This window comes from Streptomyces sp. NPDC025638, from assembly GCF_055558775.1.
Genome location: NZ_JBVHLX010000024.1, coordinates 101,640 through 114,323, shown reverse-complemented (window position 1 = coordinate 114,323; position 12,684 = coordinate 101,640). Strand labels below are relative to the sequence as shown.

The 12,684-nt window shown below is 71.1% G+C and carries 9 protein-coding genes; 6 read left to right on the top strand and 3 right to left on the bottom strand.

From position 1 onward, the window contains the following. Positions 1–413 precede the first annotated feature (413 nt). Entirely contained in the window at positions 414–863 is a 450-nt protein-coding gene (locus ACZ4EG_RS41175; RefSeq protein WP_467794257.1) for a PTS sugar transporter subunit IIA, read from the top strand. A gap of 78 nt (positions 864–941) precedes the next feature. Continuing rightward, complete coding sequence (ptsP, locus tag ACZ4EG_RS41170) at positions 942–2,612, top strand: phosphoenolpyruvate--protein phosphotransferase (protein ID WP_453557878.1); 1,671 nt, start codon at positions 942–944, stop codon at positions 2,610–2,612. A 68-nt stretch (positions 2,613–2,680) separates the two neighbouring features. On the opposite strand, the gene ACZ4EG_RS41165 is transcribed toward ptsP, so the two are convergent. Further along, entirely contained in the window at positions 2,681–3,574 is an 894-nt protein-coding gene (locus ACZ4EG_RS41165; RefSeq protein WP_467794256.1) for a hypothetical protein, read from the bottom strand. Between the two features lie 146 nt (positions 3,575–3,720). Next, positions 3,721–5,688, bottom strand: a complete 1,968-nt coding sequence (locus ACZ4EG_RS41160; RefSeq protein ID WP_467794255.1) for an acetoacetate--CoA ligase — start codon at positions 5,686–5,688, stop codon at positions 3,721–3,723. Between the two features lie 213 nt (positions 5,689–5,901). On the opposite strand from ACZ4EG_RS41160, the gene ACZ4EG_RS41155 reads away from it, so the two are divergent. Continuing rightward, complete coding sequence (locus ACZ4EG_RS41155; RefSeq protein WP_467794254.1) at positions 5,902–8,262, top strand: glycoside hydrolase family 31 protein; 2,361 nt, start codon at positions 5,902–5,904, stop codon at positions 8,260–8,262. Positions 8,263–8,271: 9 nt separating this feature from the next. Here the strand turns inward: ACZ4EG_RS41155 and ACZ4EG_RS41150 are convergent, their stop codons facing one another. Further along, positions 8,272–8,805 carry an NUDIX domain-containing protein gene (locus ACZ4EG_RS41150; RefSeq protein ID WP_467794253.1) on the bottom strand — a complete coding sequence of 178 codons (534 nt, stop codon included), beginning with the start codon at positions 8,803–8,805 and terminating at the stop codon, positions 8,272–8,274. A gap of 226 nt (positions 8,806–9,031) precedes the next feature. Here ACZ4EG_RS41150 and ACZ4EG_RS41145 point away from each other — a divergent pair, with 226 nt between their 5' ends. From ACZ4EG_RS41145 to ACZ4EG_RS41135, 3 genes are all read left to right on the top strand, one after another. Then, the gene (locus ACZ4EG_RS41145; protein ID WP_467794252.1) at positions 9,032–9,478 is read left to right on the top strand and encodes a Zn-ribbon domain-containing OB-fold protein; all 447 of its coding nucleotides are present in this window, start codon (positions 9,032–9,034) and stop codon (positions 9,476–9,478) included. Beyond that, positions 9,475–10,665, top strand: coding sequence for a lipid-transfer protein (locus tag ACZ4EG_RS41140; RefSeq protein ID WP_467794251.1), 1,191 nt, complete (start codon positions 9,475–9,477; stop codon positions 10,663–10,665). Before ACZ4EG_RS41145 ends, ACZ4EG_RS41140 begins: the two co-directional genes overlap by 4 nt. 130 nt (positions 10,666–10,795) lie before the next feature. Beyond that, positions 10,796–12,445, top strand: coding sequence for an EAL domain-containing protein (locus ACZ4EG_RS41135; protein ID WP_467794250.1), 1,650 nt, complete (start codon positions 10,796–10,798; stop codon positions 12,443–12,445). Positions 12,446–12,684 lie beyond the last annotated feature (239 nt).

Genomic DNA, 12,684 nt, shown 5'->3' with positions numbered 1-12,684 from the left:
GGCGTTGACTTTTGGCACGCTGTTGAGTTCTCAAGGAACGGACGCTTCCTTTGTACTCACCCTCTCGGGCTTTCCTCCGGGCGCTTCCCTTCGGTGTTCCAAACTCTATCAGTGTTTTTCCGTCTCTCTGACCACCATTCCGCAGACATGCAGAAGGAGACCCTGAGATTAGGATCTGACAAGTTGGGTGCTGCTGAGTGAGGGCGACAGGTCGCGTCACTCGGTCTCAAGCAGGGGTACGACTGTACACGGGGCCCTGAAGCGCGTGCAAATCGGTTGGACTGGTGGTCTAGACCACTAGCTGATAGCTTTCATCCGGAACCCGTTGTTCATCTGTCATACGCTGCTGCTCAGCGCCCCGTCCGGGCTCACCCGCGACGGTATATACGCAGCTCCACCCTGGGAGGCTTGCCATGACCACCGTGACGTCCCCTCTTGCAGGACGCGCCATCGGACTGGCATCCGTGCCGGATCCGGTCTTCGCCGGGGCCATGGTCGGCCCGGGCACGGCGATCGACCCCGTGCGTGAGCCGTCCGAGGCCGTGGCGCCGGTGGACGGAATCATCATCTCCCTGCATCCGCACGCCTTCGTGGTCGTCGACGAGCAGGGACATGGGGTGCTCACCCACCTCGGTATCGACACCGTGCAGCTCAACGGCGAGGGCTTTGAACTGCTCGTCGGCAAGGGCGACACCGTGACGCGTGGTCAGGCCATCGTGCGCTGGGACCCCGCCGCCGTCGAGGCCGCCGGGAAGTCCCCGGTCTGCCCGATCGTGGCGCTGGAAGCCACTGCCGAGTCCCTCTCCGGTCTCCGTGACGACGGCGATGTGAAGGCCGGCGACAGTCTCTTCGACTGGAAGTGACGTCGGTGCCGTCGTATGACGGCCAGTAGGACAACCACCGCGGCGGCGGGACCCGCCGCACTATCGGAGACAGGTGAGATGGAGACAAGGCTGCGAGGCGTCGGCGTGAGCCACGGTGTGGCGATCGGCGAGGTTCGGCACATGGGAACGGCGGTGCTGGAGCCGCCTGCCAAGCAGATACCGGTGGAGGAGGCGGAGCGCGAACAGGGGCGCGCCCGCCAGGCCGTGGAAGCTGTGGCGGCGGACCTGATTGCGCGCGGCAATCTGGCGGGCGGCGAAGCCCAGGCGGTGCTCGAGGCGCAGGCCATGATGGCCCAGGACCCCGAGCTGATCGCGGACGTGGATCGGCGAATCGCCGTCGGCAGCACGGCCGAGCGTGCCGTGTACGACGCGTTCGCCGCGTATCGGGAGCTGCTGGCGGCGGCCGGTGAGTACCTCGCCGGTCGCGTGGCCGACCTCGACGACGTACGGAATCGTATTGTCGCCCGGCTGCTGGGGGTTCCCATGCCGGGTGTCCCGGACAGCGACGAGCCCTATGTGCTCGTGGCCCGTGACCTCGCGCCTGCCGACACGGCTCTGCTCGACCCGACCCTGGTGCTCGGTTTTGTCACCGAGGAGGGCGGGCCGACCAGCCACAGCGCGATCCTGGCGCGGGCGCTCGGCGTGCCGGCCGTGGTGGCGCTGCCGGGTGCCGGTGAGCTCGCCGAGGGCACGGTGATCGCCGTCGACGGAAGCACCGGTGACATCTTCGTCAATCCGAGCGAGGAGAAGAAGGCGCAGCTCCAGGCCGCGGCGGCGGAGCGCAAGGCCGCGCTGGCGGCCTCGACCGGGCCGGGTGCCACCGCCGACGGGCACAAGGTGCCGCTGCTGGCCAACGTCGGCGGTCCGGCCGATGTGCCGGCCGCCTTGGAGGCGGGCGCCGAGGGTGTCGGTCTCTTCCGCACCGAGTTCCTCTTTCTGGACGACAGCAAGAACGCGCCGTCGGAGCAGAAGCAGGTCGACGCCTACCGACAGGTCCTTGAGGCGTTCCCCGAGGGCCGTGTCGTCGTGCGTGTGCTGGACGCGGGTGCGGACAAGCCGCTGGACTTCCTGACTCCGGCGGACGAGCCGAACCCGGCGCTGGGCGTGCGGGGTCTGCGGACGCTCCTCGATCACCCCGAGATCCTGCGCACGCAACTGACCGCGCTGGCGAAGGCCGCGGAGGGGCTGCCGGTCTACCTCGAGGTGATGGCCCCGATGGTGGCCGACCGGGCCGACGCGAAGGCGTTCGCCGATGCGTGCCGCGAGGCGGGGCTGCGGGCGAAGTTCGGCGCCATGGTGGAGATCCCGTCGGCCGCTCTGCGGGCGCGCTCGATCCTGCAGGAGGTCGAGTTCCTGTCGCTGGGCACCAATGACCTCGCGCAGTACACGTTCGCCGCCGACCGGCAGGTCGGTGCGGTGTCGCGGCTGCAGGACCCGTGGCAGCCCGCGCTGCTCGACCTGGTCGCACTGTCCGCGGAGGCCGCGAAGGCCGAGGGCAAGAGCTGTGGTGTGTGTGGCGAGGCCGCGTCCGACCCGCTGCTGGCCTGTGTGCTGACGGGTCTGGGGGTCACCTCCCTCTCCATGGGTGCGGCGTCCCTTCCTTATGTCCGGGCGACGCTGGCCAAGTACACGCTGGCACAGTGCGAGCGCGCCGCGTCGGCCGCGCGGGCGGCGGACAGCGCTGAAGAGGCGCGCAACGCGGCCCAGGCGGTGCTGTCCGGCGAGTAGGCACGGCGGCCACCGACGGTGGTTCGTTCAGGGGCGCTCCGCTTGCGGGTGGGGCGCCCCTGGTGTGTTCAGTGGCGGTGTCCGGGTGTCGTGTCCCCTTCTCCGAGATCGGGTGGGGCGCAGTAGTCGACGCCGGATTCGGGGGCGATGAGGTCGCCGGATTCGATGTCGGTGCAGTAGGCGTCGAAGACCTCGCCCGCGGTGAGGGGTTCGAGGCCGTCTCCGCGCAGGCGCCAGCCGTAGATCCGGTCGGTGGTCCCGGGGGCGCTGGTGCGCATGACGAGTCCGCCGGGGCTGTGGGTGGCGATGCCCAGGGCGAGGACGGTGGTGAATTCGAGGGCCTCCGCCTCGTCCAGGTGTGTGTCGCCGTCAGTGTCCTGGTCGGCATGGAGGACGGAGACGAGGGTTTCCGGCGGGCCCGAGACGCTGCAGACGAGGTGCCGGTCGCCGGGTGAGGCCGTTTCGATGATGCGGGCGAGGAGCTCGGCGGCGTGGCTGAAGGCGGCTCGGCCGATGTCCTCGCCGCAGGTGGGGCAGGGGCCGAGGCGGGCCAGCAAGGTGCTCGCGTACTCCCATGTGGCCTGTCGGACGGCCTCGTCGACGAGGGCCGGCACGAGTTCCTCGAGCGCCTGGCCCTCATAGGGGACGGTGGCGCCCGTGGCGGCCAGTTCCGCCGTGAAGCGGGCGCGGCTTGTCGGGGCGTCGGGGTCGAGGCCGGTCTCCGCGCAGAAGTCGGCGTATTCCTCGGGGTCGAACAGGGCCAGGGTGGTGTGGCTGCCCTGTGCGGCGCGAATCCTGAGCAGGGCCTCCATCTGCTGGAGATAGGTGGTGTGGTCGTCGAAGGTGAAGCTGCGGTAGCGCCGCATGGCGCGGAAGTCGTGCTCGTCGGTCAGCAGGCCGATGGTGCCCGCGATCTCGCGGCGCAGAACGCGTCGCATGGTCTGGTGGTCGGTGTGCGCCATGTTTCCCCCTGTGCGCAGTCGATCAATGCTCACTCACAGTAATCGGGGGCACTGACAACGGGGGTCGCTCGGGCCGGCCTCGGACTTCGCCGCTGCTGGGTGAGTCCGAGGCCGCCCGTGGAGACCGACCGGATCGTGTGGGGAGGTCAGGCGCGCTTGCGGGCCAGGTCCTCGTAGAAGTCCAGCAGGTCCAGATTGTCGATGGAGCCGGGGTTGACCGCCTTTTCCAGGGGTGTGCCCTGGAGCAGGCGCTTGACCGGGACCTCGATGCGCTTTCCGGTGAGGGTGTGCGGGACGCCGGGCACCTCGATGACCTCGTCGGGGACGTGGCGCGGCGAGAGCTGTTCGCGGATGGCCTGCTTGATGCGGTTCAGGAGTGCCTCGTCGAGGACGGCTCCCGGGACGAGGTGCACGAAGAGCGGCATCCAGTAGCCGCCGTCGGGCTGTTCGATGCCGATGACCAGGGATTCCTTGATCTCGGGGAGTCGTTCGACGACCTCGTAGATGTCGGCCGAACCCATGCGCACGCCTTGGCGGTTGAGGGTGGAGTCGGAGCGGCCGTGGATGACGACGGAGCCCCGTGAGGTGACGGTGATCCAGTCGCCGTGGCGCCAGACGCCGGGGTAGGTGTCGAAGTAGCTGTCGTGGTAGCGGCTGCCGTCCGGGTCGTTCCAGAACCGGATCGGCATCGAGGGCATGGGGTTGGTGACCACCAGCTCGCCCACCTCGTCGACGAGGGGGCTGCCGCTCGGATCCCAGGACTGCAGGTCGGTGGCCAGGCTGGGTGCCTGGAGTTCACCGATGTACACCGGGAGCGTCGGTACGGCTCCCGCGAAGCAGGAGCACACGTCCGTGCCGCCGCTCACGGAGGCGATCCACAGGTCGTCGCGGACCTCGTCGTGCAGCCAGCGGAACCCGTCGGGCGGCAGGGGCGAGCCGGTCGTGGCGACGCACTGCACCTTGGAGAGGTCGTAGTCGCGGGACGGGTGGACGCCCGCTTTGCGGCAGGCCATGACGTACGCGGCCGAGGTGCCGTACAGGGTGGCTCCGGTGCGTTCGGCGATCCGCCACTGGGCGCCGGTGTCCGGGTAGCCGGGGCTGCCGTCGTACAGGACGATCGTGGTGCCCGTGAGCAGGCCGGAGACGAGGAAGTTCCACATCATCCAGCCGGTCGAGGTGTACCAGAAGAAACGGTCCTCGGGGCCCAGGTCGCAGTGCAGGCCGAGTTGTTTGAGGTGCTCGACGAGGATGCCGCCCTGGGACTGGACGATGGCCTTGGGCAGGCCGGTCGTGCCCGAGGAGTAGAGCACCCACAGGGGGTGGTCGAACGGGACCTGTTCGAAGACGGGCTCCGTGTCGGCGGACGTCAGGGCGGACCACTCCAGGGCGCCGTCGGGTGCGGTGCTGCCGAGGAGCGGGATGTGGACGACGGCGCGCAGGGTGGGCAGTTCGCGGCGCAGTTCGGTGACGATCTCGCGGCGGTCGTGCTCCTTGCCGCCGTAGCGGTAGCCGTCGACGGTGAACAGGACCACGGGCTCGACCTGCTGGAAGCGGTCCAGGACGCTGCGGGCGCCGAAGTCGGGCGCGCAGGAGGTCCACACGCCGCCCACGGCCGCCGTGGCGAGGAGGGCGACGACGGCCTGGGGGATGTTCGGGAGGTAACCGCTGACACGGTCTCCGGGGCGTACGCCGAGGGCGCGCAGTTCGGCGGCCAGGGAGCCGACCTGGCGGCGCAGTTCGGACCAGGTCACCGGGATCGGCTCCTGGGTCTCGTCGACGTACAGGAGCGCTGGTTCGTCTCCGCGGGTCTCGGCGGCGCGCAGGGCGTGCTCGGCGTAGTTCAGGGTCGCCCCGGGGAACCACTGCGCACCGGGCATCGAGCGGTCGCCCAGCACGCGCGCGTAGGGCGTGGAGAACCGTACGTCGAACCACTCCGTGAGGGCTTTCCAGAACATGTCCAGCTGGTCGACGGACCAGCGGTGAAGGGCCGCGTAGCCGCCTTCGGCGGGGGCGCCGTGGTGCTCGGCGGCCCAGGCCTGGAACCTGGTGATGCGTGCCTGGGCGATTCGCTCCGGATCTGGTTGCCAGAGCGGCAGGGGGTTCGCGGTCGACATGGGGCGGCTCCCGGACTGTGCGCGTTGTGGGCGTCGGTCGCGCACGGGCTGGGTTGTGCGCGTGACGCGGCTGACAGGGACGATGCCATGTGATCGACTTCTACACCAGGGTGCCCCCCACATAGTCCGTGTCGTGAAGATGTGGTCCTAGCACGGGTGAACGGCAGTTGAACGACACGCACGCGTGGGGCGGTCAGTGGCAGGGTGAACAGCATGGACGGTCGTGACCTGGTGCGTTCGGTGAAGGTGGTCGGTTCGACGGGGGCGGCTCAGGGTTTGCGTACCGTACGGGCCGCGTGGCGCAGGAGGCGTGCCGACGCCGCAGGGCTGCCGCCGCGCGGAGTCGAGCGCGCGCGTGTGCCCGGGCCGGTACGGGGGGCGGAGCCCGGGCCGGGGGGCGGTGTCATCCGCTTCAGCCGTTCCGAGCTGCGGATCGTGGTCGCCGTGAACGGGGCCGTCTTCTGGGGCTGGGACGGGGCGGGCCCCGAGCCGTCGTACGCGCTCGCGGGGCACTGTCCCGAGCCTGATCCGCGGGCGGTGCTGGAGCCGGACAAGGACGGCGGCTGGCGCGTCGTGGCGGAGCGGGCGACGGTCGTGGTCTCGCGGCACGGTGCGGTCGAGGTGTGCACGCCCGGCGGCGTGACGCTGCGGCGGGATCTGCCCCCGCGGTGGTGGGAGCCGGTCGGCGGTGGCACGGCGCGCTGGATGCTGCGCTCGGAGGTGGCCGCCGACGCGCGTTTCTTCGGTCTGGGCGGCCGCGCCTCGGGGCTCCGGTTGCGCGACGGGACGTACCGGTTGTGGAACACCGACCCGGGGCATGCCTTCGGCCCCGGTGACGATCCGCTGTACATCACGATGCCGGTGCAGTTGGTGGTGGCGGACGCGGCCACGCATCTGGTGTTCCACGACTCCTCGTGGGACGGGACGGTGACGCTGCGGGAGGGTGAGGAGGGTGCCGGCTCCGGCCATGACCGAGCCGGGCGGTGCGAGCTGCGGATGGAGGGCGGTCCGCTGCGCTGCTGGGTGATCGTGGGTACGCCGGCGCGCGTGCTGCACGCCTGGGTCTCGCTGACCGGGGCACCCGCGCTGCCGCCGGAGTGGGCGCTGGGTCACCATCACGCGCGCTGGGGGTTCGGCAGCGAGGACGAGGTGCGGCGGATCGTCGCGGGCTACCGGGAGCGCGGTCTGCCGCTGGACGCCGTCCATCTGGACATCGACCACTACGACGGGCACCAGGTGTTCACCGTCGACCAGGAGCACTTCCCCAAGCTGCCGGGGCTCGCGGAGGAGCTGCGGCGGGACGGGGTCCGACTGGTGTCGATCGTCGATCCCGCGGTGAAGGCCGCGCCGGGCAACGCCGTGTACGACAGCGTGAAGTCCGTGGACGCCTTCGTGCGGGACGCCTCGGGGCGGACGGTGCGGGGCGTGGTGTGGCCCGGTGAGTCGGTCTACCCGGACTTCACGCACGCGCGCGTGCGGAAGTGGTGGGGCGGGCTCTACGAGGAGCGGCTCGCGCAGGGTTTCGCGGGGTTCTGGCACGACATGAACGAACCCACGTCCTTCACGGCCTTCGGCGAGTCGACGCTGCCCCGTTCGGCGCGGCACTCCCTGGAGGGTCGCGGCGGCGACCACCGGGAGGCGCACAACGTCTATGCCCTGTGCATGGCCAGGGCCGGCTACGAGGGGCTGCGTGAACTGACCCCCCAGCAGCGGCCGTTCCTGTTCTCACGCTCCGGCTGGGCCGGAATGCAGCGGTACGGGGGCACCTGGTCCGGGGACGTGGCCACCGGATGGCCGGGGCTGCGCGCGTCCCTGTCGCTCGTCATGGGGCTCGGGCTGTGCGGTGTGCCGTACTCGGGACCGGACGTGGGCGGGTTCGACGGGAGCCCGTCGCCTGAGCTGTTTCTGCGCTGGTTCCAGCTCGGCGCGTATCTGCCGCTGTTCCGGACGCACGCGAGTCTGCGGGCGGGGCGAAGGGAGCCCTGGGAGTTCGGTGCCGAGGTACTGGAGCACGCGCGCGTGGCGCTCGTCGAACGCCGGCGTCTGCTGCCGTACTTCATGACACTGGCGCATCTGGCCCGCCGTACCGGTGCGCCCTATGTGCGGCCGCTGTGGTGGGGGGCGCCGGAGGACCGGGCGTTGCGCGACTGCGAGGACGCGTTCCTGCTGGGCGACTGCCTCCTGGTGGCGCCGGTGCTCGATCCGGGCGCGGACCGGCGTGCGGTGCAGCTGCCCCGGGGGCGCTGGTACGACACGGCGACGGGGCGCGTCTACGAGGGCCCCGGGCAGATCCTGGTCGACGCCCCTTTGTCGCGGATTCCGGTTCTCGCGCGCGCGGGGGCCGTGCTGCCCGTGCGGGGCGACGACGGCGCGCTGGAGCTGGAGGTGTGGGCGCCCGCGCGTGGGCGGACCGGCGGCGGGCTGGTCGTGCCGGACGCGGGCGACGGGTGGGACGAGCCGGAGGTCGAGCGCTACGTCACCCGCTGGGAGGGCCGGCGGGTGGTGGTCACGCGGGAGGGCGAGGACGGCGTGAGCGAGTCGCCCTACCCGGTGCGCATACGAGGGCTGGGGTGAGCGCCGGGCTCAGTACCGGCCCTCGAACCATGCCCGCGCGGCCAGCGTGTGCAGCGGGAAGGCGAGTTCCTCCGGCCTGCGCAGCAGATGCCAGCCCTCGGTCTCGTCGGTCGCGTGGGAGGCCGGGAGTCCCTCGGCCGGTCGTTCCGGAAGGAGCCCGAAGAGCAGCAGGTGCCCGTCGGGTGAGCTCATCGCGTCGACGAGCCGTACGTCGCGGCTCACGGCGTCGATGCCCGTTTCTTCCTTGAGTTCCCTGACGACTGCCTGCCGCCAGTCCTCGCGGTCGTCGATGTAGCCACCGGGCAGTGCGGTGCTTCCGCGCGCGGGAGCGATGTTGCGGGTGATGACGACCAGGGCGGTGCCCTTCGTGTCGTACACGGGCTGAAGTGCGATCGCGACCGGCAGGGGGTTGCGATAGGCGATGGTCCCGCAGGCCGGACAGGTGCGGGGCCAGCCGGAGACTCCGTCTCCGTAGGGCGCTCCGCAGCTCGAACAGTGCGAGCCTTGAGCGGAGTTGGCGGTTGGGTGCTGAATTTCGGACACGCGCGGACTGTATCCGATCGCAGGAACGGCGTCTTCCGCTCGCCTGCCGCTGCTGAAACGAATAAAACAGGAGGGGCGGCCGGAACCACCCCCGTCGGCCCCGCCCGCCCCTCCCGATACCACGACGCCGGAAGCAAGCATCCGGTTCGCCCGCGCGGCCTGCCGATTCACGGTTGCCCGTGGCACACTTCTGACGTTCCGTCAGATTCGGCGTTCTGGAGGGGCTATGACGCGCACACGCACGCCCGCGGTCTCCGGCTGGTTCACCGGCGAAGGGGACGCATTCCGGCTCCTCGGCACGCGGTGTTCGGCCTGTGCCTCGGTCTTCTTCCCGCGCGAGGACATCCACTGCCGCAATCCGGTGTGTGCCGGCGGCGACCTGGAGGAGGTGCCCCTGTCGCAACGGGGACGGATCTGGTCGTACACGGACAGCCGGTACCGGCCTCCGTCACCCTATGTGAGCGATCCGGAACTTCCGTGGGAGCCGTACGCGTTGATCGCGGTGGAGCTGGAGTCCGAGCGGATCGTGGTGCTGGGGCGGGCGGTTCCGGGCGTCACCGTCGCCGATCTGACGGTGGGTATGGAGGTGGAGGTCGTCTCCGGAGTGCTTCACGAGGACGCGGAGACGACCTGGACGACCTGGCAGTGGCGGCCGACGGGGGTGACGGCATGACAGTGGACGTGGCGGTGCTCGGTGTGGGCATGCACCCCTGGGGCAAGTGGGGGCGCGGCTTCGTCGAGTACGGGACGGCGGCGGCGCGCGCCGCGCTGGCGGACGCGGGCCTGAGGTGGCAGGACATCGGCTCGATCGTGGGCGCGGACACGGTGCGCGGCGGGTATCCGGGCTATGTCGCGGGCGCGACCTTCGCGAAGGCCCTGGGCTGGCAGGGAGCCCGGGTCACGAGCGTGTACGCGGCCTGCGCGTCCGGGGCACAGGCGGTGGCCGCGGCTCGGGCGCAGATCCTCGCCGGTCTCGCGGACACGGTGCTCGTGGTCGGGGCGGACGCTGCGCCCAAGGGCTTCTTCCGGCCTGCCGGCGGCGACCGGCCCGATGATCCGGACTGGCTGCGTTTCCGGCTGCTGGGGGCGACGAACCCGGCGTACTTCGGGCTGTACGCGCGACGGCGGATGGCGGTGCACGGCGACACCCCGGAGGACTTCGCCCTGGTCAAGGTGAAGAACGCCGCCCTGGGGGCGCTGAACCCGTATGCGCGCTACCGCAAGCGGGTCACGGCCGAGGAGGTCGCCGCCTCGGCCGTGGTCGCCGATCCGTTGCGACTGCTCGACATCTGCGCGACCTCCGACGGCGGGGCGGCACTGGTGCTGTCCAGTCTGGAGTTCGCCCGACGGCACGGCGTCGACCGACCCGTGCGGATCAGGGCGGTGTCCACGGTCACGCCGCGGTATCCCAGTACGGTGCTGGACCTGCCGGACATCGCCACGGACTCCGCCGCGGCGGTGGAGCCGCCCGAGGACACGTTCCGGGCGTCGATCGCACGGGCCGCCTACGAGGAGGCGGGCATCGGCCCCGAGGACCTGTCCCTGGCCGAGGTCTACGACCTGTCCACCGCCCTGGAGCTGCAGTGGTACGAGGATCTGGGGCTGTGCGCCGAGAGCGAGGGCGCGAAGCTGCTGCGGGAGGGCGCGACGGCCCTGGGCGGGCACATACCCGTGAACGCCAGCGGCGGGCTCGCGTCATTCGGAGAGGCGGTGCCGGCCCAGGCACTCGCCCAGGTCTGCGAACTGACCTGGCAGTTGAGGGACGCCGCGGGCGACCGGCAGGTCACCGGAGCACGCGTGGGCATCACGGCCAACCAGGGGCTGTTCGGGCACGGTTCCTCGGTGATCGCGGTGCGGTGACCGAGGATGCCGAAAGCCGTGTGACTGGCGGGTCGCGCGACAATCCTACGCTGTGTGATCGACCCGGAATGCTGCGTGAACGTCTTATGAACTGGGCCTGGGCGTGCCCCGGCGGCGCAATCATGCTGCCGTGTACTCCTGGACGGACACTCTCCGCTTCGCCTTCCAGCCGGTGGTCAATCTGACGACCGGCGGGATCGCCGCATTGGAGATACTCGCCCGCCCGGAGACCGGCGACATCCTGGCCGAGGCCCGTCGCGACCCCGAACTCGACGGCAACCTGGCCGTGTTGGCCCTCCGTGCGGCAGCTCGCAAGCAGACGCTGCTTCCGTTGCACGTCAACGTGTTCGCAGCCACGCTCGCCGACCTCGGCGGCCTCACCCGGCTGTACGAGGCCGTGCGCGAGGCCGGGCGCATGCCGTGGGAGGTGACGCTCGACATCGTCCCGCCCTACACGCACGTGCCCCAACAGGCGCTGCTGGAGGCGGTGGCCACGCTGCGCGGCCAAGGGTTCCGGATCAGCGCGGACGGCATCGGGGACGGGGACGTACCCCTGCGGCTGCTCACCGATCTGGCCCCCGACCTGGTCAAACTGGATGCCTCCTTGCTGACCCGGCCGGCCGCCGTGCGGGCGATGCGGACGCTGTGCGAGCAGCTCGGCGCCCTGGTCGCGGTCGAGGGCGTGGAGACCGAATTGCAGTGCGGGGCAGCGGTGTCGGCCGGCGCGCAGCTGGCGCAGGGCGAGCTGTTCGCACCACCGGCCCGGATCCCCGCGTCGGACGTATACGTTCCGCCCCGATTCCCGAGCGCCGCGGCCCTTCCACGGTCGGGGCCCTCGGTGCTGGATTTCGTGCGGCCCGCCGCGCTTCTGCCCGTCACCGCGTCGGCGGGTCAGGTGCGTGCGCTGCTGACCGGCTCGCCCGACGTGTCCGGGGTACTGCTCGTGGACCGGGCCGGGGCGCCGGTCCGGTCGGTGCACCGCTCCCGGTTCCTGCTGTCGATGTCGGGCCGCTACGGACACGCCCTGTACGCCGACCGGCCCGCCGCGAAGCTCGGGGACACGCCGCGCACCGTCGGCGCGGACGCCACCGCCTGGGAGGTGCTCGACGTGGTGGCGGTCGGCGGCCGGGACCGTACCTCGGACGATGTGGCGGTCGTCGACCGACAGGGGCGGTGCGTGGGCGTCGTACGGCTCGCGGATCTCGTACGGGCGCTGGCCGAGAGCCGGGTCGAGGAGGCGGCCGGGCTCAATCCGCTGACCCGGCTGCCCGGTTCGGACGCGATCACCGGTGAGTTGGACCGGTGGCTCGCGGGCGGCCGGACATGTGCGCTGAGCTGGCTGGACATCGACCACTTCAAACAGGTCAACGACGGAGCGGGGTTCGCTGCTGGCGACGAGCTGATCCGGTCGGTGGCACGAGCCCTGCAGCACGCGGCGTCCGGAACCACGCGCGTGGGGCACATCGGCGGGGACGACTTCCTGGTGCTCGCCGACGAGGACGGGCTGGATCCGGTGGTCTCCGCCGTGCTCGACGCACCCTGGTCGGCGGGCGGCCGTCCCGTCACGCTGTCCCTCGCCACCGTCGTGTGTATGCCGGGCAGCGTCGCCGACCACCGGCAGGCCGCCGCGTGTCTGGCGCCGCTGAAGAAGGCCGCGAAGGCGCTGAGCGGGGCCAGTTGGGTGCTGGGAAGAGCGGGACTGCCCGGGCACGAAATACGGCGGGGTACGGGGGTGAGGGCCGCCCAGACCGGGTACGTGGCCGTGGAGCGCCTCGGCTGACCAGCCGCCCCGGCGTGCCCCCGTCGACCGGGGGACGCGGGGCCGAACGGCCACCCCTGCGCGTCCGTTGAGGTTCACGGTGCCCGGACGAGCGGCTGTCATCGTTGCCGTCCACGACCTTGACGGTCTGAAGACGCCGGTGAACACTTCCCGGTGTCGGTCGACATCGCCGTACATTCTCGGCGTTATCAGGCACTGCACCGCGGGCCGCTCCTGAGCCATGGCCCGTTCCCCGCCGG

Bases quoted from the DNA above. Each gene is read 5' to 3' on its own strand.
- ACZ4EG_RS41145 (WP_467794252.1), top strand. From the start codon at position 9,032: ATGACGCGCACACGCACGCCCGCGGTCTCCGGCTGGTTCACCGGCGAA.
- ACZ4EG_RS41175 (WP_467794257.1), top strand. From the start codon at position 414: ATGACCACCGTGACGTCCCCTCTTGCAGGACGCGCCATCGGACTGGCA.
- ACZ4EG_RS41140 (WP_467794251.1), top strand. From the start codon at position 9,475: ATGACAGTGGACGTGGCGGTGCTCGGTGTGGGCATGCACCCCTGGGGC.
- ptsP (WP_453557878.1), top strand. From the start codon at position 942: ATGGAGACAAGGCTGCGAGGCGTCGGCGTGAGCCACGGTGTGGCGATC.
- ACZ4EG_RS41160 (WP_467794255.1), bottom strand. From the start codon at position 5,688: ATGTCGACCGCGAACCCCCTGCCGCTCTGGCAACCAGATCCGGAGCGA.
- ACZ4EG_RS41155 (WP_467794254.1), top strand. From the start codon at position 5,902: ATGGACGGTCGTGACCTGGTGCGTTCGGTGAAGGTGGTCGGTTCGACG.
- ACZ4EG_RS41165 (WP_467794256.1), bottom strand. From the start codon at position 3,574: ATGGCGCACACCGACCACCAGACCATGCGACGCGTTCTGCGCCGCGAG.